The organism is Capnocytophaga cynodegmi (assembly GCF_002302475.1).
Classification (GTDB): domain Bacteria; phylum Bacteroidota; class Bacteroidia; order Flavobacteriales; family Flavobacteriaceae; genus Capnocytophaga; species Capnocytophaga cynodegmi.
In genome coordinates, this window is the sequence record NZ_CP022378.1 from 1,835,126 (window position 1) to 1,860,420 (window position 25,295).

21 protein-coding genes are annotated in these 25,295 nt (G+C 34.3%); 8 read left to right on the plus strand and 13 right to left on the minus strand.

Features of this window, described 5'->3' with window-relative positions; translation table 11 throughout:
* Positions 1–3: 3 nt before the first annotated feature.
* From CGC48_RS08180 to CGC48_RS08195, 4 genes are read right to left on the minus strand one after another with little or no spacing between them, the layout of a single operon-like run.
* Positions 4–981: an FAD:protein FMN transferase gene (locus CGC48_RS08180; RefSeq protein ID WP_394336572.1), complete on the minus strand. Its 978-nt coding sequence runs from the start codon at positions 979–981 to the stop codon at positions 4–6.
* Positions 982–1,036: 55 nt separating this feature from the next.
* On the minus strand, positions 1,037–1,408 hold the full coding sequence (locus CGC48_RS08185; RefSeq protein ID WP_098029187.1) for a Na(+)-translocating NADH-quinone reductase subunit F: 372 nt from the start codon (positions 1,406–1,408) through the stop codon (positions 1,037–1,039).
* 3 nt (positions 1,409–1,411) lie between these two features.
* The gene (locus tag CGC48_RS08190) at positions 1,412–2,287 is read right to left on the minus strand and encodes a nucleoside phosphorylase (RefSeq protein WP_098029188.1); all 876 of its coding nucleotides are present in this window, start codon (positions 2,285–2,287) and stop codon (positions 1,412–1,414) included.
* Between the two features lie 29 nt (positions 2,288–2,316).
* Positions 2,317–3,216, minus strand: coding sequence for a DUF1835 domain-containing protein (locus tag CGC48_RS08195; protein ID WP_098029189.1), 900 nt, complete (start codon positions 3,214–3,216; stop codon positions 2,317–2,319).
* Between the two features lie 314 nt (positions 3,217–3,530).
* On the opposite strand from CGC48_RS08195, the gene CGC48_RS08200 reads away from it, so the two are divergent.
* The 6 genes from CGC48_RS08200 to CGC48_RS08225 all read left to right on the plus strand — a co-directional run bounded on the left by CGC48_RS08200 (position 3,531) and on the right by CGC48_RS08225 (position 9,211).
* Entirely contained in the window at positions 3,531–3,827 is a 297-nt protein-coding gene (locus CGC48_RS08200) for a thioredoxin family protein (protein WP_018279237.1), read from the plus strand.
* A 157-nt stretch (positions 3,828–3,984) separates the two neighbouring features.
* On the plus strand, positions 3,985–4,938 hold the full coding sequence (locus tag CGC48_RS08205) for a phosphoribosylaminoimidazolesuccinocarboxamide synthase (protein WP_098029190.1): 954 nt from the start codon (positions 3,985–3,987) through the stop codon (positions 4,936–4,938).
* A gap of 74 nt (positions 4,939–5,012) precedes the next feature.
* Positions 5,013–5,969 (plus strand): NAD(P)H-dependent flavin oxidoreductase, encoded by a 957-nt coding sequence (locus CGC48_RS08210; RefSeq protein WP_098029191.1) that lies wholly within the window; start codon positions 5,013–5,015, stop codon positions 5,967–5,969.
* A gap of 105 nt (positions 5,970–6,074) precedes the next feature.
* Positions 6,075–7,751, plus strand: coding sequence for a formate--tetrahydrofolate ligase (locus tag CGC48_RS08215; RefSeq protein WP_098029192.1), 1,677 nt, complete (start codon positions 6,075–6,077; stop codon positions 7,749–7,751).
* A gap of 261 nt (positions 7,752–8,012) precedes the next feature.
* Positions 8,013–8,642: a hypothetical protein gene (locus CGC48_RS08220; protein WP_098029193.1), complete on the plus strand. Its 630-nt coding sequence runs from the start codon at positions 8,013–8,015 to the stop codon at positions 8,640–8,642.
* Positions 8,643–8,902: 260 nt separating this feature from the next.
* Positions 8,903–9,211: a coiled-coil domain-containing protein gene (locus CGC48_RS08225; protein ID WP_018279230.1), complete on the plus strand. Its 309-nt coding sequence runs from the start codon at positions 8,903–8,905 to the stop codon at positions 9,209–9,211.
* Between the two features lie 126 nt (positions 9,212–9,337).
* Here CGC48_RS08225 and CGC48_RS08230 read toward each other — a convergent pair whose 3' ends face one another.
* The 4 genes from CGC48_RS08230 to CGC48_RS08245 form a co-directional block, all read right to left on the minus strand.
* Positions 9,338–10,996, minus strand: a complete 1,659-nt coding sequence (locus CGC48_RS08230; RefSeq protein ID WP_098029195.1) for an MBOAT family O-acyltransferase — start codon at positions 10,994–10,996, stop codon at positions 9,338–9,340.
* 2 nt (positions 10,997–10,998) lie between these two features.
* Positions 10,999–12,456 (minus strand): SGNH/GDSL hydrolase family protein, encoded by a 1,458-nt coding sequence (locus tag CGC48_RS08235; RefSeq protein WP_098029196.1) that lies wholly within the window; start codon positions 12,454–12,456, stop codon positions 10,999–11,001.
* Between the two features lie 127 nt (positions 12,457–12,583).
* Entirely contained in the window at positions 12,584–14,470 is a 1,887-nt protein-coding gene (locus tag CGC48_RS08240) for an ABC-F family ATP-binding cassette domain-containing protein (protein WP_098029197.1), read from the minus strand.
* 91 nt (positions 14,471–14,561) lie between these two features.
* On the minus strand, positions 14,562–17,789 hold the full coding sequence (locus CGC48_RS08245) for a UvrD-helicase domain-containing protein (RefSeq protein WP_098029198.1): 3,228 nt from the start codon (positions 17,787–17,789) through the stop codon (positions 14,562–14,564).
* A gap of 574 nt (positions 17,790–18,363) precedes the next feature.
* Here CGC48_RS08245 and CGC48_RS08250 point away from each other — a divergent pair.
* Positions 18,364–19,092: a DUF6261 family protein gene (locus tag CGC48_RS08250; RefSeq protein ID WP_098029199.1), complete on the plus strand. Its 729-nt coding sequence runs from the start codon at positions 18,364–18,366 to the stop codon at positions 19,090–19,092.
* A gap of 170 nt (positions 19,093–19,262) precedes the next feature.
* Here the strand turns inward: CGC48_RS08250 and CGC48_RS08255 are convergent, their stop codons facing one another.
* The 5 genes from CGC48_RS08255 to CGC48_RS08275 all read right to left on the minus strand — a co-directional run bounded on the left by CGC48_RS08255 (position 19,263) and on the right by CGC48_RS08275 (position 24,429).
* Positions 19,263–20,660, minus strand: coding sequence for a TlpA family protein disulfide reductase (locus CGC48_RS08255; RefSeq protein ID WP_098029200.1), 1,398 nt, complete (start codon positions 20,658–20,660; stop codon positions 19,263–19,265).
* A gap of 522 nt (positions 20,661–21,182) precedes the next feature.
* Positions 21,183–21,932 (minus strand): uroporphyrinogen-III synthase, encoded by a 750-nt coding sequence (locus CGC48_RS08260; RefSeq protein ID WP_018279223.1) that lies wholly within the window; start codon positions 21,930–21,932, stop codon positions 21,183–21,185.
* A 69-nt stretch (positions 21,933–22,001) separates the two neighbouring features.
* The gene (locus CGC48_RS08265; protein ID WP_098029201.1) at positions 22,002–22,661 is read right to left on the minus strand and encodes a DUF4271 domain-containing protein; all 660 of its coding nucleotides are present in this window, start codon (positions 22,659–22,661) and stop codon (positions 22,002–22,004) included.
* Positions 22,662–22,669: 8 nt separating this feature from the next.
* Complete coding sequence (locus tag CGC48_RS08270) at positions 22,670–23,086, minus strand: DUF4296 domain-containing protein (protein WP_232780483.1); 417 nt, start codon at positions 23,084–23,086, stop codon at positions 22,670–22,672.
* A gap of 5 nt (positions 23,087–23,091) precedes the next feature.
* Positions 23,092–24,429, minus strand: coding sequence for a dihydroorotase (locus tag CGC48_RS08275; protein ID WP_098029203.1), 1,338 nt, complete (start codon positions 24,427–24,429; stop codon positions 23,092–23,094).
* Positions 24,430–24,710: 281 nt separating this feature from the next.
* Here CGC48_RS08275 and CGC48_RS08280 point away from each other — a divergent pair, with 281 nt between their 5' ends.
* Positions 24,711–25,256, plus strand: coding sequence for a hypothetical protein (locus tag CGC48_RS08280; protein ID WP_098029204.1), 546 nt, complete (start codon positions 24,711–24,713; stop codon positions 25,254–25,256).
* Positions 25,257–25,295 lie beyond the last annotated feature (39 nt).

Sequence of the window (25,295 nt, forward strand, 5' to 3'; positions counted from 1 at the left end):
GAATTAATTTTGTAAATCTTGAAATCCTTTTGTTGCAAAGGTCAGTACTTCGTTGTTTTCGTTATTGTAGATGAGTAATACGTTCAATTCAGGGTGATTTTCCAAAAACGCTTTACTTGCTTCTGTCCCTAAAACCATAAACATTGTAGCATATCCATCGGCATACATCGCTGAATCGGTAATTACGGTGGCACTTAGTAAATTGCTCTGTTTGGCTAATCCTGTTTTTGGATTGATAGAGTGGACGAATTTCTCACCCGTAAGGCTATCGGTTCTTATTTTGCGATAGTTTCCTGAAGTTGCCAATCCTTGATTCTCGAACTGAACTGTGGTCATTAGCTCTCGTTTGTCCGAAGGCAAGGTTGGGTCTTCAATCCCGATAGTCCATTTCTTGTCGTCAATAGTGTTTTTTCCACTCAAATATATTTCGCCTCCCACTTCTACAACAAAGTTTGTAATGCCTTTTGATTTGAGGAAGTCAGCAATTACATCAACTGTGTAACCTTGAGCAATGGCGTTGAAATCAAAGAAAATAGCTGGGTTCTCTTTTTCGATAAACTTCTCATCAGTAAGCTGAACTTTGTTAAACCCAACGAAGTTTTTCAAACTATCAATCTGTGTTTGTGTGAGATTGTTTTGGTTTTTGTTGGCTCCAAATCCCCAAGCGTTCACCAAAATCCCAACGGTAGGGTCAAACACTCCATCACTTTGTTTCCAAATGGTTTGAGATGCTTTAAAAACATTTTCGAAGTGATTGTCAATCTGTACACGTTCTCCTCGATTGATTTTTGAGATGATGGATTCAGGACGATAGGTGGACATTGATAAATCGATTACCTCCAGAATAGAATCAACCGATTGTTGTAAGTCTTTGTCGCTGTTTGAAATGTATTTAATTCCGTAAGTACTTCCCTGAGCTTCTCCTCTGATGATTTGTATTTTCTCGGTAGGAGAAACGCAGGAAGCAACTGCTATAAGCATAGCATATAATAGTATTTTTTTCATCTGAAGATAGATGGCGTAATTTATAAAAGGGTTAGAGGATTTCCAAAAGTCCTTTGAAATTTACTCGGTAGGGTTTGTTCTTGTAGATAGGATATTGCTCATTCTCAATATTAACCAGCCCCACCCCAGCAAAATAGGTTTTGGCACTATGTGTGTTGGCGTGTTTCTTTACGATTTGCATCAAAGCAGGGTCGTATTCATCAGGATCGTCTCCGTAAGGGACAGCTCTTACAATGATGAAATGCTTCTGTTTGTTCTTGTCGACACAAACAAATTGTGGGTCTTTCTTCAACTGGCTATTAACCAGCAGAAATTCCCAATGCAATTCGTCTCGCAGAGCTTCGCCCACGATATTCATAGCTAAGTTATGTAACTCCTGACCCGTTAGAGGAATAGCCGACATAGTTTATACGTTCTTTGCAATTTGGTTCAACCCGAAAACAATTAGTTTTTCAACCGCTTGTTTTGTGTCCTTAGTGAACGTACCATTGGCTCGGTTGGCAATGATTACATTGAGGGAAACTGCTTGATGCCCCAAGAGTTTTGATAATCCGTAGATGGCAGATGTTTCCATTTCCAAGTTCGTTACTCGCAAATCATTGTGGCCAAAGTTGTGTAATTTGTCATTCAAGTTTGTATCCTGAACAGCCAACCGGAGAACTCGCCCTTGCGGACCATAGAAACCTGGAGCTGTACCTGTAATTCCTTCAAATACTTCTTGGGAGAGTAATTTCTCTTTGAGTTCCTGTCCACAACTTACGATGTAAGGTCGCCCTTTGTTGGTATTCCATTGTGTGTGTTCGATGAAGGCATCTTCAAGTTCTTTTTCGCTTATCTTACTAAGGTCAAGGTAGGAATGCATCATATTGTCCATACCCAACCCAAACGATGATAGCACGAAACTATCTACAGGAATATCAGCTTGTAGGGAGCCAGAAGTTCCAAAACGAATGAAATTCAGGCTTGTGAGATGCTTTTTCGGTTGTCTTGTTTTCAAATCGATATTGAAAAGAGCATCTAATTCATTGATAACAATGTCAATATTATCAGGACCAATTCCAGTTGAAATAACACTGAGGCGTTTGCCTTTGTAAGTACCCGTATGCGTACAGAATTCGCGTTTCTGAACTTGGTGTTCTATCGTCTCGAAATGAGAACTGATACGTGCCACTCGGTTCTGGTCACCTACTAATATAATCGTGGTCGCCACTTGTTCGGGCTTGAGATTTAAATGATAAATACTGCCGTCTGGGTTTAGGATTAGCTCAGATTCTTGAATCATATCTTTCAAAATATTAGTGTTGATGATATCTATAATTTTAGAAGTTTGCCTGAAGTTTCGTAGTACAAAAAGTCATATTTTAAAGCTCCACCCAAATATTCATTTTCGTTTCTTAAAAGTGGATACATATTCATATCATTTTTTAAGACGTCGTTTCCTTGTAAGTTTATCTTCAACGGATTTAGAGAGGCGAATAAAGGTTTTAGTTTTTCAATGATTGCTTCGTATTGCAAGGTAGAATAACCTAAAGAAGGCTCCGTTTTAATTAAGTGATTAACAAATGCATCTTTGTTTCCTTTGAAAGAAGAAGCTTGGGTAAGAATATCATTTTCAACAAGGTTCAACCCATTTCTAACTGAGGGGAATCTCTTTAGGTGAATTTGGAGAATTGGGGCAAGGGCAGTAAGGTTCGTGTTTGTATTTCTGATGTGGTTTTCCAGTTGAATTGGGGATTCACTGCAATAAAGCTGCCATATGTAGTCGGCATATTCAACATCATCTTGATTGAAGAGAACTCGGTTTTGGTAACTTGTTCTCAATTCTTTCTGCGTTGGATTGTTTGTGATTTGGCTTATCCACGAAATTTGTATGTTCTCTCGATATTTTTTCAGCCAACTTATTACTGCAATCATATTTATCTGGCTTTGTAAATCCTCGCCAAACCATAAAACGGCCTCATCTTGTGTCTTTTGATTGCATAAATTTCTGTATTCTTTCAGTACACTTTCAATAAAAGAAGATTTCCCAGTATTGTACTCATTCTTGAAGAAATTATAACGATTTTTCCAAAAATTTTCACTTCCAACATCTATGGAGGTTTTTCCCTCGCAAAGCATTTCATTCCAAGTAATTACTTCTGAAGTAGTATCTATTTTTTTTAGCGTTTCAGAAGCATTTTTGTTCCCTATAACGTGTAGTACTTTTCGCATAATAATCATATTTTAGTTTTATACGCAAAGGCAAACCTACAAAAAAAATAATTATGTTGTTCAAAAAACGTGTTTTTAACACAATTACATTTTCTTTTTCTATGTCTATTTTGGTTGTTTAATTGTTTTATTTTCAGATTATTGTTTTTTGTTTTCAGATGGTTAAATTTAAGAATTGTTTGGATATTTTAAGTTTTAGATTTTTTTTACAAAAGAAAAGCTTTGGGGCGGAAAAATATAAAATTTTATTAAAAAATAATGTATGTTTCTCAGAATTTGTATATTTGTCCTGTTTTAACTGAGAGAAGAATTTTATGGAAAAATTTGGCAATGTAATTGATGTAAAAGTCCCTGTACTTATCTGCTTTTTTGCGGATTGGCACGAGGCTTCAATGCATATGAACGCTGTTTTGAGAGAAATACTTTCAATGATGGGAAATCGTGTGAAGGTTGTTAAAATAGACGTTGATAAAAATAAAGAACTTACTAAGGCTTTGAAAATTAATGGATTGCCTACTCTTGTTATTTACAATAATCGTGAACTTGTTTGGAGAGGTGAGGGCTTTCACGATAGCGATGTGATTTCTTTGGAATTAAGTAAGTATATCTAAAAACTATAATGATATTTGCAAATCATTTTACAGAAATTTGACAACCATTTAGGGTTGTTTTTTTTTATAAAAATGAATCGTGAAATTATATAGTTCTATCTCTGTTAAAACATCAAACTTTTAGTTTTAAAATAAAAAAATTGAATATCAGATAAATATGGCTAATACAATTACAACCACAAACTTTAAGTTTCCAAAACAGAAATCTGTTTATAAAGGGAAAGTAAGAGATGTCTATCATTTGGATAACGATTTATTGGTGATGATTGCTACTGACCGATTGTCGGCTTTTGATGTAGTAATGCCTAAAGGAATTCCGTATAAGGGGCAGATTTTAAATCAGATAGCTACTAAATTTATGCGACAAACGGAAGATATTGTTCCAAACTGGTTAACTGCAACTCCCGACCCCAATGTAGCGATAGGGCATTTGTGTGAACCTTTTAAAGTTGAAATGGTAATACGTGGTTATTTGGCTGGTCATTCGGCACGTGAATATAAAGCAGGGAAAAGAGTTTTATGTGGTGTGCCACTTCCTGAAGGGTTGAGAGAGAATGATATATTTCCTCAACACCCTATTATAACTCCTGCAACCAAAGCTGATAATGGTTTGCACGATGAGGATATATCCAAAGAAGAAATCATAAATAAAGGGATAGTAACTGCTGAGGATTATGCTCTTTTGGAAAAATACACGTATGCTCTTTTTGCAAGGGGAACAGAAATTGCAGCCAAACGAGGGCTCATTTTAGTAGATACTAAATATGAATTTGGGAAGACAAAAGATGGGAAAATAGTTCTGATTGATGAAATCCATACTCCTGACTCGTCTCGTTATTTTTATAAAGAAGGCTATGAAGAACGCCAAGAAAAAGGAGAGCCTCAAAAACAACTCTCCAAGGAGTTTGTTCGGCAGTGGCTTATATCGAATGGATTTCAAGGTAAAGAAGGGCAAAAAGTCCCAGAGATGACCGATGCTTATGTGGAATCTGTTTCTGAAAGATATATTGAACTTTATGAGAATATTATCGGAGAAAAATTCATTAAAGCAGATACTTCAAATATAGAAAAAAGAATTTACGAGAATGTTTTAAGTTACCTTGATAAATAATTTTAAAAATACAAAAACTCAAAACCAGAAGTTACAAAACTTTTAGTTTTGAGTTTTTTTCTTTACATATCATTATGAAAACAAGAATAACAGAACTTTTTGGTATAAAGTATCCTATCATTCAAGGAGGAATGGTTTGGGCAAGTGGTTGGCGATTAGTTTCGGCAGTTAGTAATGCTGGAGGATTAGGATTGCTCGGAGCGGGGTCAATGTATCCTGAAGTGCTTCGAGAACATATTCAGAAATGCAGAAAAGCAACTGATAAACCTTTTGGGGTCAATATTCCTATTATGTATCCAGATATTGATAAGTTAATGGAAATTATTATTGAGGAAGGAGTGAAAATCGTTTTTACTTCGGCGGGAAATCCTAATATCTGGACATCTATTTTGCAGAAAGAAAGCATAAAAGTTGCTCACGTGGTAAGTAGTTCCAAGTTCGCCCTAAAAGCACAAAATGCCGGAGTAGATGCTATTGTAGCAGAAGGATTTGAAGCTGGTGGGCATAATGGAAGAGAAGAAACAACAACTATGGCATTAATTCCTTCTGTAAAACAAAATGTTAGCATTCCTTTAATTGCTGCAGGAGGAATTGCCACAGGAAGAGGATTACTTGCCGCAATGGCATTGGGAGCAGAAGGTGTGCAGATAGGGAGTCGTTTTGTGGCAACTGAGGAGGCTTCTTCTCACATCAATTTCAAAAAACGTGTTTTAGAGACAAATGAAGGAGATACGATGCTTACTTTAAAAGAATTAGCTCCTGTACGTTTGCTTAAAAATCCATTTTACGAACAGGTTTTAGAACTTTATTACAAAGGAGAGGCTTCTCCGGAGAATCTTAAAACACTTTTGGGTAGAGGACGTACCAAAAAGGGAATGTTCGAAGGTGATTTGGTTGAGGGAGAACTTGAAATTGGGCAGATTGCTTCTGTGATTAACAAGATACAACCAGTTTCGGAAGTATTTCAGGAAATCATAGAGGAATACAATGTAGCTTTGTCAGAATTGAATAAAATAGGAAAGTTTAAATAGTAAAAACATTTTGTGTTTTAGATTGTTTCCTAAAAAAAATATCTGTACCTTTGGAACTCAAATTATAAGATTATTTAATTTAAAATCACTTAAAACATAAAACATATGAGTTTTCCAACCGATTTAGAAATCGCACAAAATGCGAAGATGCAAAACATTAAAGAGATTGCTAAAAAACTGAACATTAACGAAGACGATTTGGAGCAATATGGTAAATACAAAGCCAAATTGCCACTCACGCTCATCGACAAGGAGAAAATCAAGAAAAACAAACTGATTTTAGTTACTGCTATCACACCTACACCTGCTGGAGAGGGCAAAACGACCGTCAGTATTGGGCTTACCGAAGGTCTTAACAAAATCGGCAAACAAGCTGTGGCTGTTTTAAGAGAGCCTAGCTTAGGTCCTGTTTTCGGAATTAAGGGCGGAGCTGCTGGTGGAGGTTACTCGCAAGTGGTACCGATGGAGGACATCAATTTGCACTTCACTGGGGATTTTTCTGCTATCGAAAAAGCCAATAATTTACTTGCCGCAGTTATCGATAACAATATCCAAAGCAAAACTCATTCCATCGGAATTGACCCTCGTACTGTTGTTTGGAAACGTGTGATGGATATGAACGACCGAGCTCTTCGCCAAATTGTTATCGGGCTGGGCGGAAGTGCTAACGGTATTCCCCGAGAGGACGGATTCAACATTACACCCGCTTCCGAGATTATGGCAATCCTATGTTTGTCAGAAAACTTTTCGGATTTGAAACGCCGTATCGGAAACATTTACGTCGGAAAGAAATTCGATGGTTCTGCTGTTTTTGCACGTGATTTGAACGTTGTGGGAGCGATGGCTTTGCTTTTAAAAGAGGCTATCAAACCTAATTTGGTGCAAACTTTGGAGAATAATCCTGCTATTTTGCACGGAGGACCTTTCGCCAGTATCGCACAAGGAACGAACACAGTTCTGGCAACGAAGATGGGAATGTCGCTCAGTGAGTACACCGTTACGGAAGCTGGTTTTGGAGCTGATTTAGGAGCTGAAAAATTCTTGGACATCAAATGCGTTTCGGCGGGAATTTCTCCTGATGCTGCGGTGATTGTTGCTACAGTTCGTGCATTGCGTCATCACGGAGGAGCTTTGAAGGAAGAATACAATACACCAAGCCTCGAAAAAGTAAAAAAAGGTATCGGAAACTTAGAGAAACACATCGAGAACGTTCAGAAGTTTGGCTTGAAAGCCGTTGTGGCGATTAATAATTTCCCGAATGATAGCGAAGAAGAAATCAAGTACATTCAGGAAGTATGTCAGCAAAAAGGCGTTAAAGCTATTGTTTCCAAAGGATTTGCACAAGGTGGCGAGGGAACCAAAGAACTTGCCCAAGCAGTGGTAGAGATTGCCGAAAGTGGAGAAAGCAAATTCAAACCTTTGTACGACCACACTATTTCAATCGAAGAGAAAATCGAAACTATTGCCAAAGAAATTTATGGAGCAAGTAATGTGAACTACACTTCAAAAGCACGTACTCAATTGAAAAACATCAACAAACTTGGCTTTGATAAGATGCCTGTTTGTATGGTAAAAACACCTAAATCGTTGAGTGATGATGATAAGAAATTAGCTCGTCCTACTGGTTTTGAAGTTACTGTACGCGAATTCGAATTTGCTTCTGGAGCAGGTTTTGTTATTCCTATTTTAGGAGATACAATGCGTATGCCAGGTCTTCCGAGTGTTCCCGCAGCCGAAGGAATGGATATTGATGACAATGGTGTAATCACTGGGCTTTCTTAAAAGAAGTATTAGGAAATAGGCAAGAGTGATTGGAATTTAGTTGTTAGTGATTAGAGGGCTGGAAATATGCCTCTTGTACTGAAAAGGCTGACTTCTACTTTAATTATTGTAATCTATTTTATAGGATATATCAAAAAGACATTCGTTAATTAGTTAATTATAAGTTAATTGATTGGCGAATGTTTTTTCTATTTTATAAATTTGTGCAATGAGTAATCCTAATCTAAAAACCATTTTGGGTATAACAAATAACAGAACGCTATGACTACTAAAAAGTTTGCTAAATATTTGGAAAAGCAATGCAAAGAAATAATCAATTTTTCTTTAGAACCTATCTTTGAGGAATATATTGCCAGAGTAAATGGAAAACGTGTAGGAATAGTTTGCAAAGAGAAATTCTATGTGATATATGCTTCTACTTTTAATAGATTTAAAAAAATAATGCCTGATGCAATTCCCGTCAATCCGTTTGGTTGGGGATATTATAATCTTGTTGAGGTAGAAAATCTTGAAGATACACAAAAATTGAAAGAAATTGTATTAGCTGTGTATGATGATATGTATTTTAATGATGAATTTGTTGTAGATATTTCATCTTATTTTTATAGCTATAAAAACTATCCTGATGTGATTGAGAAAATTTACAACTTTCATATCACTTTTCTTAAATTCTGTTATGAGAAGGAATTATTAGAGATAAACTGGATTGATAAAAATGATAGAATATTAAAATTCTATTTTAAAAATGAGGATTTAACCGAAAAAGGGCATAAAATATTCAATGCTTTGTATATGAAATGGCTTACTTATAATGATAAAAATGATAACAGGTCTGAAATAAGAGCCAAAGATGTTAAAAAATTAGAAAAATATTATCAAGAATTGATATAAAAATCTATTTTTAATCTTGAATAAAATAAAAGTGAGATGGTTTATCCTTTGGGAAAGATTTCCCAAGTGTTGGGAAAGATAAATAATGCTTTGGGAAAGATAGATTTTGTTTTGGGAAATCTTTCCTAAAGAATAGGAAAGATAGAAAATTCTTTAGGAAAGATGAAAAATACTTTGGAAAAGATATTTTTAAAAGAAAATCATATTGAAAATATAAAAAGTAATATAAATTAATTGTTTAATCATTAAAATTAGTTATTATGCCAAAATCATATGCGGAAAAGATAGCACAAGTTAAAGTGTTAATCGATGGACTTAGAGAATCAAAAGATGCTCTACCAGCAGGAATTACAGAAGAAGCTATTGATGAGTTAGAAAACTTACGAAATGAAGTAGAAAAACTCAATAGTGAGCAAGAAAGCTTAAAAGCTGAACTGAAAAAGAAAACTGAAGAAGCTACCCAAAAGCAAAAACAGATGGAAGAACGTTCCTCAAAGATGAGAAAACGTATAAAAATTGATTATGAACAATCAATGTGGCGTAAATATGGGATAGAGGATAAGAGATAAAGGGTAGTTCAGGTAGAAACATTAAAAATCCAAGATTATGAATAAAGTTTAATCTTGGATTTTTTGTTTTTTGTAATATCTTAAAAGATAATAATTGTAAATGAATGCGTATTTCAGAATAAAAATCTAAAATTGGAAGTAGATGAAAGGATGTAAATCAGCTGAATAGGCTTGGTAACAAATGATAATAACAACAACAGCAATAGCACCTTTTACGGCAATGTGGCTTTCTGAAAAGATATGCTCTACAGCTTCTTTCCACTTCTGAGGAAGCCAATGGGTGATGTATCCGATAAGCATAATGAAGAATACATCTTGATAATGCGTCAGTACTTGCCAAGCGGAATCCCACCCCATATTGTTATTCACTTGGTCGAACCATTGGGAGATAGATTCCATATCTTTGCCACGAAAGAAAATTCTTGTAAAGGTAATAAAAGCAAATGTAAAGGTTATTTTCCAAGCAGTAGCAATCCAGTGCGTGGATTTTTCATAAGGACTTATCTTTCTCCAATACTTGTAAACAAGAATTCCTATCCCGTTTAATCCTCCCCAGATGACGTATTTCCACGAGGCACCGTGCCAAAGCCCTCCGATAAGCATCGTTAGCATTATGTTGATGTTAGTTACAACGTGGCGTTCAATGCTTCGGCTTATGTACATCATTCCCGAAACAACAACCAGTATGAGACCAACAAGAAGCGTAAAGTAAATCTCATTAATGGCAACGGTTACTCCTATGATGAAGATTAATGAAATGATAATCGTCCCGACGGAACTATTTCTATTCCCTCCCAAAGGAATATACAGATAATCCTTCAGCCAAGTGGAAAGAGAAATGTGCCAACGTTTCCAGAAATCACCGCAGTTAATAGCTTTGTAAGGAGAATTAAAGTTGATTGGCAGTTGGAAGCCCATAAGTAAAGCCAAGCCAATAGCAATATCGGTATAGCCCGAAAAGTCTCCGTAAATTTGTAGAGAATAACCAATCAAAGCCATAATGTTGGAGAATCCGGAGAACATTGTAGGGTTATCGAACACTTGGTCTAAGAAGTGCATCGCAATGAAATCGGCAAAAATCATCTTCTTTATGAGTCCTTTCAGAATCATAAACGTTCCTTTATTAAAGGAATCGGTTGTGACTTGAGTTTTGCTGATGATTTGAGGAACAAAATTCTCTGCACGAACTATCGGACCAGCAACTAATTGAGGAAAAAAGCTCACGTAAAATCCAAAATCAAGAATGGATTTAAGCGGAGCTGTTTTTCTTCTATAAATATCGACTGTGTAACTTATCGTTTGGAATGTGTAAAATGAAATACCTACTGGGAGAATAATTGTATCCGCACGGAAATATCCCTGCGAGTTAAATCCATTTCCCCAATATGCCAGATAATTAAAAACTTGATGATTTGTATTGAAAAGAGCGTTGTAAGTATCTGTAAAAAAGTATGCGTATTTAAAATAGGCCAAAACACTTAAATTAATAATAACGCTGACAACTACCGCAATCTTTCGCTTTTGTTGCTGTGTTTGTCGGTAAATAAAATTACCTAAATAGAAATCAGTAATGGTGCTAAAGAGAAGTAGAAAAACGAATAATCCACTTGCTTTATAGTAAAAATAGATACTTGCAAAGAGTAGGAAAAGATTCCTAAGGCGTATTCTTCGATAAATAAAAGAAAAGATAGTATATACAATGGCAAAGAATATCCAAAAATCAATTCGGACAAAGTTCAGAGGACTTTTTTCATCAAAAGAAAAGAAGTTTGTAATAAAATCCATATCTATTTAATTGCCAAAATATCGTTATGCAAGTGTTGGAAGAATAATTCCGAAATGATTTGAGTTCCTTTTGGTTTTAAATGCACATAGTCAGAGGCTGCCATACCTTTTTCTACCCAAGCCACCATTGAGTTTTCTCCTCCCATTGCTTCGTAAATGCTCCAGAAGGCAATATTATTATTAACACATTGGTTTTTCATCTCCTCATTGAGCTTAATAAGGAAGGGATAGGTAATCATCTTGCCGTTTTCGGAAGTGGACATATCTCCCGGTCCGATAACAATCACGGAAGCCTTTGGGTTGCTTCGTTTTACCCATTTGATGTTCTGTATCAGCGAACGGACGTAATCGGTAATTTGTTTTTCTTGCTCAATGTAAGGAATAGTATTTCCTCCGAACTGAAAAATAAAGATGTCAGGCTTTCTTTCGGCAGACATTTGTTGGAAATTCTCGTGATTAAGCCTTGTGAAAATCCTTCCTGCTTCGCCTCGCATCGCTACGTTGTCCATACGTACACCTTTTGCCTCATCGAGTGTGATGCCGTAAAAGTCGGGACTTGTGACGCCTTCCAATTCCACTTTGATTTCCTGTGGAGTTTCATCAAAATCCAATCTGAAGTTGTGATATTTTCCGTCTGCCTTTAAGAAATCTTCTTTGAGAAGTTTGCCATTCTGATAAACGATTATTTTAGTAGGGTGGGAGCAATTCCCGTAATGTAATCCAAATTTCGTGAACTTTCGCAAACGATTATAAGCCGTTGAGGAAGGTTTAATAGTGAAAGAGGCTTTTTTAACAGAAATGGTATCAGCTGGATTATAGTCCGAGAAACGAGAAAGAGTCGCATAAAGACCATATTTTTGGTGTGGGACTTTCTTTCTTTTAAATCGGTCAAATGACGCAAACCGAAGCCAATTAGCACTTGCCTGAATGTTTACACTATTTTGAGTATATGCAATTTTAATAGGAATAAAACCAGGTCCGCCACCTCCAAAAAGAGCTTGAAAACGATTGCGGACATATACCGTAATGCGGTCGCCTTCTATCTGTGAATCTCCGTAATGAATAATATGGCAATTAGGTTGTTGCAGTTTTTCTTTTAATTGTGAAATGAACTCCGTAGCATTCTCCGGATAGTAAATCTTGCCTTCTGTATTGCTTACTAACTTTGAATTTTCTTTTTCATAGGACGTTGCAACTGAATCCTTTTTTACTGAAGGAGTGGTTTTTTTCTCTTCTTTGGCTTTTGTAACCTCTTCAATGATTTGAGTTGCTTTTGAGTTTTTGGGAGAGTTGTCTTTTAATAAAATATTAGATGTTGGGTACTTAATCATTGTGTTACCTAATACAATTCCTTCTTTCACAGAGCCTTGTGAGGTTTTGTACTGCCCACTGATGAAAGTAATTGCAAAAAGTGCCAATAATACACCAATAAAGAATATTGCTATTTTTCTGGGGTTCATTCTTTTTTCTAACGTTTTAAACTGCGAAGGTACATTTTTTTAATGGTTTACAAAATTTTTGATGAAAAAGAGATAAAGCGTTACTCCTCAAGATATCGTACAGCATACCTTGATGAAAAGCCTTGATTTATCCCATTAATTCTTCCCATTCTTGCATTAATTTTTCAAGTTCTTTTTTCTTTAAATCGTACTTTTTATAGAAATCATCACTTTGAACTTCTTGTCCCATCTGGAAATTCATCTGCTCTAATTCTTTTTCAATGTCAGTAATCAAATTTTCGATTTTATTAATCTTGTTTTGTATTGTTTTCTGTTGTTTTTGTTGCTCGAAGGATAGTTTTTCTTTTTTTTCTACGTTTTTTGCCTCCGAAACGACTTCTTTGTTTTGTTCAATCTCTCGGAAATTTTCGACAGCTCGTTGTTCCAAATAAAAATCAATATCCCCTAAGTATTCTTTGATGTTTTTATTTTTAAATTCGTAAACCTTATCGGTTAATCCTTGTAGAAAATCACGGTCGTGCGAAACGATGATGAGTGTTCCCTCAAAGTTTTGCAATGCTTTTTTTAATACATTTTTTGATTTGATATCCAAATGGTTCGTAGGCTCGTCCATTACCAGAACGTTAAAGTCGGAAAGTAGCATTTTCGCTAAAGCCAAACGATTGCGTTCTCCTCCTGAAAGAACTTTTACCTTTTTTTCGACATCATCGCCTCGGAAAAGGAAAGAACCTAAAATATCTCTGATATTCATTCGGTTACTATCGTTGGCTGCGTGAAACATCGTATCGACTACACTCACTTCTCCGTCCAGATATGCTGCCTGATTTTGAGCAAAGTAACCTAATTGAACGTTGTGACCCAACCTGATACTTCCTTCAAACGGAATTTCATCAACAATCATTTTGGCTAAAGTAGTTTTTCCTTGTCCATTTTGCCCCACAAAAGCAATTTTACTTCCTCTTTCAATCAGTAAATCAATATTTTGTAAAACTTCTTTTTCGCCATAATTTTTTGAAGCATTTTGGATTTCCAAAACTACTTTACCTGGAGTTATCGAAACAGGAAAACGAACATTCATCACAGCATTGTCCTCCTCATCAACTTCAATGCGTTCGATTTTGTCCAACTTTTTCATAAGTGATTGAGCCATTGAAGCTTTTGTGGCTTTTGCTCGGAACTTTTCAATAAGTTTTTCTGTTTGCTGAATTTTCTTTTCCTGATTTTTCTGCGAAGCTAATTGTTGCTCACGAATTTCCTGACGAAGTTCTAAAAATTTGGAGTAAGGTTTGGGATAATCGTAAATTTTTCCGACAGAAATTTCAATAGTTCGGTTCGTTACGTTATCCAAAAACATTTTGTCGTGTGAGACAATGACTACCGCTCCAGCATAAGTTGTCAAAAATTGTTCCAGCCAAATGATGGATTCAATATCCAAATGGTTCGTAGGCTCGTCAAGTAATAAAATATCATTGTTTTGCAGGAGCAATTTAGCAAGTTCAATTCGCATTCGCCAACCTCCTGAAAATGTATCCGTCTGTTTTTGAAAATCAGAACGTTGAAAACCAAGTCCGAGCAATACTTTTTCTGTATTTCCTTTGTATTGATAGCCTCCGATGATTTCATAACGATGTGTTATCTCGCTCAGTGTGTCCATCAAGTTATGATAGGATTCGCTTTCGTAATCTGTGCGGAGTTCCATTTCGCTATGGATTTGGTCTATTTTGTCTTCCAAACGTTTTATTTCCTGAAAAGCTTGGTAAGCTTCCTCCAGAATCGTTCTTCCGTTTTCAAAATCAATATCTTGTTTTAAAAAACCGATGTTCATCTCCTTGTCTGTAGCAATAGTTCCCGAATCGGGTTTGAGTTCCTTTGCCAGAAGTTTCAACATTGTAGATTTTCCAGCTCCATTTTTTCCGATAAGCCCTACGCGGTCACCTGCATTGAGCATAAAAGCAACATTTTCAAATAAATATTCCCCCTGAAATGAAACGGATAAATCGTGTACGTTCAGCATAAATTAATTTTAATATGAAAAATTTAGCGGGTGCAAAGATATGTATTAAACTCAAATAAAAGAAAAGTGATTAGAAAAAAATATCTCATTTTTAACTCTTTACTATCTTTTCCTCGTCCAAATAGATTAAATATTTTCCGATGACTTTCCAGCCCAAATCAGATAGAATGTGAGCATAGTTTCGCATTTGTAAATGATGCTTGTCGTTGGGCTTTCCGGTTTTATAATCGATGATTACAGCTTGTTTGCTCTTCGGGTTGAATGCAATTCGGTCGGGGCGAAAGAATTTTCCTGATTTATCGATAAACTCTCTTTCGATGAAATAGGTATAATTTTCAGAAAAGAACTCACTGATTTTTTCATCTTGGATTAATTTTAAAAGCTGTTCCAAAACAATTTTGTACTGCTCATCGGTTAGCATACCTTCTGCCAAAGTATTTTTCAAGACGGATTCCAAATCAGAATGATAAACCACTTTTGAAAGAAGCTCGTGCATTAAGTTTCCTTTCTCAATAGATTCTTTTCTGGCAGTATCCCATAGCAGAGAAGCTCCCGTAGCTATTTTGTAATTAGGTGTTGTCCAACCTTTTTGAAAATCAATTAATCCTTCTGTGGTTGAGGTTTGTTTTTTCTCTTTAATAGGAAAAATAGGATTTCCGAATTCGTATCTTAAGAAATCATCATTCCATTGTCCTTTCATCTCGATAAAACTTTTAAAAAGAGAACCATAGGTTTCTGTTTTTGTATCGGACTTGATGTTCTTCTTCGTGGCAGCTTTTGGCAAAGATGTGATTACATACAGAAAAGATTCTGGGCGTGTCATTGCAACGTAAAGCACATTAATCTGGTCTAATAAATGTTGCTCGTGATGCTGACGAATAATTTCCTCTGTTTGGGGCTCAAAATTTATAAGAGATTTGTTAGTTTCTACTAAAAGAGTATCAAATCCACTAAAATCTTTGTTTGAAACAGGATACCAAATCGTTTGGTTACGCGATTCGATGAGTTTACTATCTGCAAAGGCATAAATAATAACAGGAGCCGACAAACCTTTACTTTTATGAACGGTCATTACAGTAATAGCGTTCAATCCTTCTGGGAGACTAATACTTAACTTTTCTTTTTCTTCCTCCCAAAATGTTAAAAACTCTGCTAGTCCGCCCTTATGTGTATTTTTAAAATCGAATATCAAATCCAGAAAATGCGTGAGGTAAGCGTCCGATTTCCTTGATAAATCAAAACAATTTATAATCAAAGTAATTCCTTCGTACAAAGAATGCGAATGAAATTTGCTCACAGAAAAGTTGTGGTCATTGAAAAAAGTTTCGATAGGCTCCTCTATATATTTTGTAATGAATTGATGTACCTGCTCGATGCCTTTAAGTCCTGCAAACTCAAAAAGCATCTTAACTTTAAGTTCCTGACTATTTTTATTATACAATAAATGCAACAACGAGATTAAAAATTGTATAGAAGCAATGTTCTTAAGCAATAACGAATCAGGAGAAATAACATTTCTTCCTTTTGAAGACAAGAAAGAAGCAACAGCAGCTCCTTCTTTGTTTGTGCGAACCAAAATGGTAATATCTTTGTCTTCTGCTCCTGATTGATTCGCGTGATTGATTGCTTCAAAGATAGCGTTGCAGTATGTGATTTCTCTTTCTGTGAAAATATCAAAAAGACTACTTTCCTCTGAAGGGATTTCTTCAAAATCTTCTGATGAATCGGTTGTATCCAAGTTTACAAACTGAATGCTTAAATATCCTTCAGGTAAAAACTTATTTCGTTTGCTTTCAGGATAATTCTGCATAGCATTTAAGTACAATGCTTTGTATTTTTCTGATTCAAACTTGTCGGCAATAAAACTAAAGAAATGATTATTGAAATTGATGATGGTTTCAAGGCTTCGATAATTATCTTCCAAATTTATGGTTTGCCCTTTGATGAAAAAAGGATTTTCTTCGTTGGAGTACAAACTCATAAATTGTTCTGCTTTACCTCCACGCCATCGGTAGATGGATTGCTTAGCATCTCCTACCAATAACAAACTGCCTTTTTGTTTGGTAATGTTTTCACTCTGTACAGCATTTAAAATAAGTGGAATAAGATTTTTCCATTGCAAAACGGAAGTATCCTGAAATTCGTCAATAAAATAATGCCTGTAACGTTCCCCGATGCGTTCATATATAAACGGAGCTGGCTGAGAAGAAATTTCGATGGAAATAACACCATTAAATTCCCAAATTGGTAAAATATTCTCTTCATCTTTTATAAGCTCTATTTCGTTCTGGATACGATTAAGCAAAGCCAAAGGCACAACAAACTGAAGTGCATTTTTTGAGAAATTAAACAATCCAAAAGCCTCTTTAATAACTGAAAAGTAAGAGAAAATTTGTGACTGAAGGCTATCTATTAAATCTGTGTTTAAGTTTTTTACATTGGTTTTCGCGTACAAAGGCTCGGAGGCTAAATTTTCTTGCCAAGCAGCTCCCCAAGCAGGTTCTTTTTCAGGATTTTCATTGAGATTTTCAAAAAAATTATATGCATACCCTCCTTTAAAAGCAGATTTATCCAAATTATTTTCATCTAACAGATTTAAAAATGCAACGGCTGTTTCTTTTATTATTGAAATTGATTCATTTTTTTTCTTGAATAAATTTCTTTTCAGGGCTTTAAAATCTTCTAAATCTTTCTTCTTTAAAGTATCGAGTTGCCAGTAATGATTTTCATTAGTTAGCATATTAGCTACTCGGAAAAGCTCATTGCTGATATCCCAATTTTTATCTTCTTTTATCTTATCATTTGAAAATTCTGTAAGCAAATTTGTTAATTCATCATCAGTTCCTGCCAGATTTAATAAGTTATCAACAGCACGTTGTAATAATGTCTTTGCATCTAACTGAACTTCAAAAAATTGGTTTAGTCGCAAATCAAAAGCAAAGCTACGAATAAGCTGGTGATTAAAACCATCAATGGTACTGATATTAAAAGAAGCGTAATTATGCAAAATGTGTTTGAGAATATCTTCCGAACGCATTTTTAGCTCCATTGGTGCAAGTTTTAGCTCCTTACAAAGTTCATCGAACATTGCATCAGGCTCAGAAAGGCTCTTTTCATCTGAAAATAACGTGAGATATTCTATAATTCTGTTTTTCATCTCAAAAACAGCCTTATTGGTAAAGGTTATTGCCAGTAAACTTCTGAATAACTCAGGATTTTTGCTCGATAAGATAATTTTTAAGTAGGATTTGGCAAGACTATACGTTTTCCCAGAACCTGCAGAAGCGTTATAAATGGTATAAGAAGATGAAGATTGCATACTAAAATTTTGGTGCTAAAATAAGAAAAAAGCATAAACAATAAAAATTCTTTCCATTACTTTAAATTTTTACAAAGATGTATCATATTTTTTGATGTAAAATCGTATTTATTTCTGTCAGAATTATAAAATTAGAAGTTAATATACTTGTATGCTCATCATTTTATTTATGAATTGTGTTGTTTTTTATAAAAGCAAGGTTATTTATATCTTTTTTATTATGATTTAATTTTAAATGCATTAGAAAAATATTTTTTTAGATAAGATGATGAGCAATCTTCTGTAAATAAAAAATTTTAAAGGAAGATTGTATACAATCTTGCATAAAAAAAACTTTTTCAGATAAGATTGTATATAATCTTATTCCAAAAACTTTTTTTAAGATGAGATGTTCTGCAATCTAAGCTCAAAAATATTTTTTCTAAAAGAATTAAAAACATTCCTGATTCATATTTCATAAAATTATGTTTTGAAAAAGAGAGAAAGTATTAAAATATTGTGAATTAACAAAATAACATACAAAACGGCTTGTTTTTTGTGGTGTATGAATTAAATAATTGTAAATTTAATCAAAATGGAAAAATTGGTAAAAATTAAAAACATTTATTTAACAAGGTTAAATAATGCTCAGTATTTGCACTTTATGATTGAAGTGGAAAAGTTGGTTCGTACTGCTACGCTGGAAAAACTCCAAATCAGTGAAAAGTTATTCCAAAAGTTTCAGGAAAACATCAAAACTTTAACTGAAAAGGCGTACGAAAATCGTTCCGAACAGCAAACCAAAGAATTAATGAAGCTGGATAAGGAACGAGATAATATCGTTAGATATTTGTTGGCAAGTATTCGTAATGAGCGTAAGTCGCACATTGTTAAGCGTAAAGAAGCGTCCGAAAGTTTGTATGAAGCAACTAAGAATTACAAAAATGTACCTACAATGGAGTACAATGAAGAGTCGGTTGCTATTCGTGCATTGTTAAGCGACCTTGCATCGGACAAAAATGCGAAAGACGTTGCTACACTGGGGCTTACAGCAACGTTAGAACACCTAAAAACGCTAAACGAAGACTTTGAAAAACAAATGGGTGACCGAACTTTTGTGCAATCTTCCAAAGAAACAGGAAGCACGAAAAAGGTTCGTAAGGAAACCAATCTGATTTATGATGAAATTGCCTTGAGAGCTCAATCGCAAAGCATTGCTATTCCGTCGGTAGAGGCGAGTACTTTTGTTGCGGTATTAAACAAACTTATTGATGATTCTTTAATTTTAAGTCGTTCCAAACAAAAGCCTGACGCTTCGGAATAAACAAGCAACAACCTCAAGCAAAATGAATTACTTAAAAAAACAAAATCAAGCTAAGTAAACCACTTTATGTGAATGTTACTTAACTTGATTTTTTATGTAAACAAGAAAATTATCCAATTTTTTGTTTTACAAACGTCGAGTTTTGTTTTTTTGAAAAAACATTGTTTGAATTATAACCCTAATTGAGTGAAAAGCTCAACGATTTCTTTATCGGAAGGTCTTGGAGCATCTGCACTAACGATTTTTCCTTCGGTATCAATCAGAATAAAACGTGGAATACCAGTAATAAGATAGTTTTTCACAAAATCAGATTTCCAGTCGCTATCTGCAATAAGTTGCGTACCTACCAAACCTTGGTCAGTAACAAATTGTTTCCATTTTTCGTAGTTTTTCTTCTCATCAACCGAGATGCTCACGAATTCTACATTTTTTCCGTGATATTGCTTTTCGAGTTCTTTTAAATGAGGTATTTCACCAATGCAAGGACCGCACCACGTAGCCCAAACATCAACATACACTACTTTTCCTTTCAAATCCTCTAGCGAAGTGTTTCCGCCTTTGTGATTTTCAAAGTTGAAAGAAGGCGATGGCTTACCAGCTTCTAAGGCTTTGATTTTCTCGTAACGTTCGTTGATATTTTTTTTCAGGCTCTCATTTGCAATATTATTAGTTAAATCCTCATAGAAGAAATTGAGAACTTTTGCACTTGGAAGCCCCGCATTCATTATTTGAGACGAAGCGATGCTGTTTTTGATGTTTCTACTTTTTATTTTCTTAAAATTCTCGATAACAATGTCATCATAGATATTATTAGTTTCTTTTTCGTTAGCTTCTCCTTCGGCAATTCCTTCGATTTTCTTTTTCAAATCTGCGTTTACATTTTCTCTGAATTTTAACATTGAAAGATCTACATATCTTGGTGAAAAATCAAAGTCGGTAGCGTTGTCAAAGTCAGATGTTGTTACTTTAGGGAAGTTTTCCGAAACTTTAAAGTCGTTATTTTTGATAAAATATCCGTGGTAGAATTCGTAGTTTGTAAGCCAAAGATCTTTTCCGTATTCAATACTTCTTAGCTCATTTTCTTTAAAATCAGCTACAGAAGGCGTGATTTTGTTGAGTGTTTCTTTTTGTTTGTTTGTCAGCTCGTTAACTTTGTTTACAAACTCGGTCTCTTCAAGCGAATAGATGTGTTTTCCTAAGGCTTTTAAATCCTCACGAATTGTTGCTTCTTTCTGAGCTAAGTAATTGTTCTCTACAGCCAAATCGCCAGTGTATGTGATGGGATCCATCGTCTCATTTTCTGCTTCGAACGATAAGTTTTTACCTTTGTGCAGATACACATATTGGCGTCCTATTCTGTATGAGCCATTGTGTGTAATGTGCAGTGTGTCAGAGAACGACCCATCGGCATTAATGCTAATTTCTTTTTCAAAGTCGTGGCTTCTTACGGTAATTTTTTCTTCTTGCGGACTTGTGAATTTTCCTGAAAGAACTACATATTCAGGTGCTTTTTTTTCACACGACTGAAGCAAAATAATAGCCAAAAGTGCAGTGATACTTCTTTTCATTTCAATAAGTTTTGTGAATTATAATGCCACAAAATTACAAATTGTTATTGAATAAAAAAATGTTTTTTATATTATCTGGTAACAGAAATATGAAGATTTATGTTGTTTTTGTAATTTCTTAATTTTGTTTGTGGTACTTTGTTTTATTTTTTCTAATTCTGAAGTTTATTTCTGAACGAAAACTCATAGTTCTACCATTGTTAAAAGTAAAATGATGTTATAAAGTTTTGTTTGATTGTATTTAACAAAAATATGATGTGCTAATAATTGATTGTATGAGTTTTGTAATTGATATATCTGGAAATAAATGTTTCAAAATGATTTTTTCTTCCAAATTATTCAACAAAAAGAAGGGTAGGAGAATATAAAATTTTTAATTGATTACCAATGTTTTTTGGTTTAGTTTTGTTTAGCGTTTAACCTGCTTATAATTTTGGCAAATAGATATAAAAATAAATCCCAGATGCATAACTTCTTGGGTGTATGTATCTGGGAGTAATTGATTGTATGCGAAGTTTTAAGCTATTTTTTTCCGTTTACCTTACTGATATATTGTTCCAAAGCCATTGTCATTGACGGAGTTTCAGGCGAAGGTGCTTTTATATCGATAACGAGCCCAGCTTCTTGTGCTGCTTTCAGTGTAGAGTCGCCATACACAGCAATTCGCGTCTTTTTTTGGCTGAAATCAGGAAAATTTTTAAATAAAGATTCAATACCTGCAGGGCTAAAAAAAGCTAGAATATCATATTTGAAATCTTTTATTCCTGACAAATCACAATGAACAGTTTTGTAGAAAATAGCTCTTTCCCATTTGATTTTCAAGTCGTTCAGTGATTTTGTGATGTCCGCTTTGTGCACATCTGAACACGGGAATAGGAAATTTTCATCTTTGTATTTCTTCAGGATAGGTAACAAGTCCGAAAATTCTTTTTTACCCACGTATATTTTTCTTTTTCTGTAAGTTATGTACTTTTGTAAGTAAAAGGCAATCGTTTCGGATTGGCAAAAATATTTCATTGTGTCAGGAACTTTGAAACGCATTTCCTCTGCAATTCTGAAATAATGGTCTACTGATTTTCTGCTGGTTAAGATAATGGCAGAGAATTTTGTTAGGTCAATTTTCTGCATCCGAATGTCTTTGGCAGTCATTCCTTCAACTTTGATGAAAGGAATAAAATCTATTTTTACTTTTTGGTTTTCAATAATTTGAGCATAAGGAGAAGTCTCCATCTTAGGTTCTGGTTGTGAAACTAAAATTGTCTTTACTTTCATAAATTTGTTCTATTGTTCATCTAAGCTAAATCATATTCTATAAAAGATATGAATAAAGCAAATTAATTTCTATAAAATATTACTTTTACAGATTAAAAACACATAGGGTGCTATTTCAAAGGTGCAAAGATACAAAATAAAATAAATAATGTATGGTTTTATTGCTTTTTGATGTATTTTAATTATGTTAATCCATCCTAAAATATTGATAATTAATAGTGTAGTTAGAAGTATATAAAAGTAAATTTCACGCAAAGAAGTTGAGAACATCAAGAAAAACAAAAAAGTAATTATAAAGATGGATGCATAACTTGAGTAGGCAATTCGGCTAAAAATATAAGTTTTGCTAAATCCTTTCAAATCAAATAAATAGCTTATACCTTTCTGAATGAATAATTTTAAAATCAGAAAACATAGAATAACGAAGGCTATATCTAAAAAAAGAAAGCCCGTGCTGGGAGAAAGATTTATTTTAAAAAATTGCCCCCAAATGTAGAAAAATAAACTCAATGAAAACCACTGCAAAAAGAAAGAAACCACTGTGAAAAGTTGTACTTTGCGTTCTTTTTTTTCGTAAATGATGATGTATTTATTGTTAAAAGGAAGTTTCAGGTATTCTGAAAAATGATGTGGATAAGTAGCTTTCAGAAGGGCTATTATCACAAAAATGAAAAGAAAAAGTGGAAATGTCCAAGATAAAAAGGCTTCTTGTAGTAATTTGGATTCCAATGTTTTAACTATTTTAAAGGTTCGTTGTTCTCCAATGAATCAGTAGTTGGGATTGTTTCTTCTGAAAGGAGTTTTTCCGTTTCATTTGGCTTTTCTGAAAATTTATCGCGTTCCTTTTGTAGTAATGTATCTACGTTTTTGATTATTTTATCATACTTTTTAGGGAAAGAAGCATAATAAATCATATTTTCAGCAAAAGAAAGGCTATCAATTCCGTATTTTTTATAAATAATTTCATTAACATTGAAGCTTATTGTGTCCATTAATTGATAATCTACACTTTTTATGGCGTCAAAAACAGCTAAATCATACATTAAGCTCTCCATTTCTTTCTCTGAAAGTAATTTTTCTGGTTTTGAAACGATATTTCGTCCACAAGAAACAAAAAAAAGTACAAATATGATGTAAAAAAACTTTGATTTCATAAAACTCATCGATTGAAAGTAACACGCATTCCCTGTGGAATTGGATTTACTTTTCCGTTTTCATAAACTAAATTTCCGCCGACAAAGGTAGCAATTATTTTTGAATGAAATGTGTTGCCTTCAAAAGGAGACCAGCCACACTTGTACAATATGTTTTCTTTGCTTACTTGCCAAGGATTGTTCAAATCAACCAAAACTAAATCAGCATAATAACCCTCACGAATAAATCCTCGTTCTTTGATTTCGAATAAAATAGCTGGATTGTGACACATTTTTTCTACAATTTTCTCAATAGAGATTTTCCCTTTTCGAGCATTTTCAAGCATTGCTACGAGAGAATGTTGTACTAATGGTCCTCCTGACGGGATTTTTGAATATATTGTGTTTTTCTTCTCGTCGAGGGTGTGTGGAGCGTGGTCTGTTGCGATTACGTCTAATCGATCATCAAGCAGTGCTTTCCACAAATGTTCTCGGTCGTTGGAAGTTTTTACAGCAGGATTCCATTTAATGAAGCTCCCTTTGTTTTTGTAATCTTCATCGGAAAACCACAGATGATGAACACATACTTCTGCGGTTATTTTTTTGTCTTTCAGAGGAATGTCATTTCTGAAAAGTTCTGTTTCTTGAGCTGTAGAAAGGTGAAAAACGTGTAATCTTGCTCCTGTTTTTTCTGCCAAACGGATGGCTTTTGATGAGGATAAAAAACAAGCCTCACTGCTTCGGATAAGTGGATGTTTCTCTATTGGGATATGTTCGCCATAACGCTGGGTGTATAATTCTGTATTTCGGCGAATGGTTTGTTCGTCCTCACAATGTGCGGCAATAACCAAGTCAATATTTGAGAAAATGGTTTCGATGGTTTTTTCGTCATCCACCAACATATTTCCTGTTGAAGAACCTAAAAAGAGTTTTATGCCCACGCAAGCATTTCGGTCTAATTGTTTGAGCTGTTCTAAGTTATCGTTGGTTCCACCGAGAAAGAAAGAATAATTGGCAAAAGACATTTTGGAAGCGATGGCAAATTTTTCTTCTAAAAGTTCTATGTTTGTAGTTTGTGGAGATGTGTTAGGTTGCTCGAAGAATGTTGTTACTCCTCCTGCTACGGCGGCAGCACTTTCTGTTGCAATATTGGCTTTATGAGTTAGTCCAGGTTCACGAAAATGGACTTGATCGTCAATCACTCCTGGTAGTAAATACTTTCCGTTGGCGTCAATAATTTTATAATTATTTTCGACAGAAATTTCAGAAGCGACCTTCTCAATACGATTTCCGTCGATTAACAAATCACCTTTAAAAGTCTGATTTTCATTTACAATATTTGCATTTTTGATGAGTGTTTTCATAAGTTTAAAAAGTGGATAAACTACGCCAAAGGTAGTATATTATTCTTTAGTATACAAGTTATTGTAAAAGATAAATAATCAAATTGTTAAATAAATAAAAAAGTGAAAATGTTTTATTTATGGATACGTTGAATCTAACTTTTTGTAAATGAGTAATTCGAGAAGAATTAATTGCATCTTTTTATTGATTTGTTGATAATGAAATTCTTAAAGTTTTGTGATATTATAATTCGGTTTGTTTTATTTTCTATATTTGTGCCGTATAATTTAAATATAGGTAGATGAAAATGAAATTTTACACATTTATTATTGGATTGTTTTTAGTACAAATATCTTTTGCTCAGGAAAATACAACTCCAAAGGATACACTGATAACAGCATTACCTGTTACCAAAACTGAAGCTGAGTTGAAGGCCGAAAAAGAAATGCTGAAAGCTGAACAAAAGGCTCAGAAACAGAAGGAGAAAGCACTGAAAGCTGAAGAAAAAGCCAGAAAAGCTGAAGAGAAGGCTAAAAAAGACGCAGAAAAAGCAGAACAAAAAGCTAAAAAAGAAGCTCAGAAAGCAGAAAAAGAAGCTCAAAAAAACAAACAAAATTTAGCAAAAGCTAATCAGGAGGTTTTGAAAATACAAACTCAAATCAAAAAGAAAGAGAATGAGTTGGCTCGAGAAGAAAATAAGTACAATGTGAAGAAAGCCAAAGGGAACCTTTCACCTAATGATGAGGCTAAGTACAAAGGAAAAATTCTTAAAAAGCAACAAGATATCAATAATTTGAATCTTAAGTTGATAAAAGCACAAGGGAAAGTAAACAAATATTCTAAGTAGTAAAAAATAATAAAAGCTGACTTTTAAGTCAGCTTTTTT

Coding starts and splice junctions, on each gene's coding strand:
- CGC48_RS08190 (WP_098029188.1), bottom strand. CDS start 2,287: ATGATTCAAGAATCTGAGCTAATCCTAAACCCAGACGGCAGTATTTAT.
- CGC48_RS08280 (WP_098029204.1), top strand. CDS start 24,711: ATGAAAATGAAATTTTACACATTTATTATTGGATTGTTTTTAGTACAA.
- CGC48_RS08185 (WP_098029187.1), bottom strand. CDS start 1,408: ATGTCGGCTATTCCTCTAACGGGTCAGGAGTTACATAACTTAGCTATG.
- CGC48_RS08195 (WP_098029189.1), bottom strand. CDS start 3,216: ATGCGAAAAGTACTACACGTTATAGGGAACAAAAATGCTTCTGAAACG.
- CGC48_RS08275 (WP_098029203.1), bottom strand. CDS start 24,429: ATGAAAACACTCATCAAAAATGCAAATATTGTAAATGAAAATCAGACT.
- CGC48_RS08205 (WP_098029190.1), top strand. CDS start 3,985: ATGGCTAATACAATTACAACCACAAACTTTAAGTTTCCAAAACAGAAA.
- CGC48_RS08215 (WP_098029192.1), top strand. CDS start 6,075: ATGAGTTTTCCAACCGATTTAGAAATCGCACAAAATGCGAAGATGCAA.
- CGC48_RS08230 (WP_098029195.1), bottom strand. CDS start 10,996: ATGGATTTTATTACAAACTTCTTTTCTTTTGATGAAAAAAGTCCTCTG.
- CGC48_RS08235 (WP_098029196.1), bottom strand. CDS start 12,456: ATGAACCCCAGAAAAATAGCAATATTCTTTATTGGTGTATTATTGGCA.
- CGC48_RS08220 (WP_098029193.1), top strand. CDS start 8,013: ATGACTACTAAAAAGTTTGCTAAATATTTGGAAAAGCAATGCAAAGAA.
- CGC48_RS08270 (WP_232780483.1), bottom strand. CDS start 23,086: ATGAAATCAAAGTTTTTTTACATCATATTTGTACTTTTTTTTGTTTCT.
- CGC48_RS08240 (WP_098029197.1), bottom strand. CDS start 14,470: ATGCTGAACGTACACGATTTATCCGTTTCATTTCAGGGGGAATATTTA.
- CGC48_RS08200 (WP_018279237.1), top strand. CDS start 3,531: ATGGAAAAATTTGGCAATGTAATTGATGTAAAAGTCCCTGTACTTATC.
- CGC48_RS08180 (WP_394336572.1), bottom strand. CDS start 981: ATGCTTATAGCAGTTGCTTCCTGCGTTTCTCCTACCGAGAAAATACAA.
- CGC48_RS08245 (WP_098029198.1), bottom strand. CDS start 17,789: ATGCAATCTTCATCTTCTTATACCATTTATAACGCTTCTGCAGGTTCT.
- CGC48_RS08260 (WP_018279223.1), bottom strand. CDS start 21,932: ATGAAAGTAAAGACAATTTTAGTTTCACAACCAGAACCTAAGATGGAG.
- CGC48_RS08210 (WP_098029191.1), top strand. CDS start 5,013: ATGAAAACAAGAATAACAGAACTTTTTGGTATAAAGTATCCTATCATT.
- CGC48_RS08255 (WP_098029200.1), bottom strand. CDS start 20,660: ATGAAAAGAAGTATCACTGCACTTTTGGCTATTATTTTGCTTCAGTCG.
- CGC48_RS08225 (WP_018279230.1), top strand. CDS start 8,903: ATGCCAAAATCATATGCGGAAAAGATAGCACAAGTTAAAGTGTTAATC.
- CGC48_RS08250 (WP_098029199.1), top strand. CDS start 18,364: ATGGAAAAATTGGTAAAAATTAAAAACATTTATTTAACAAGGTTAAAT.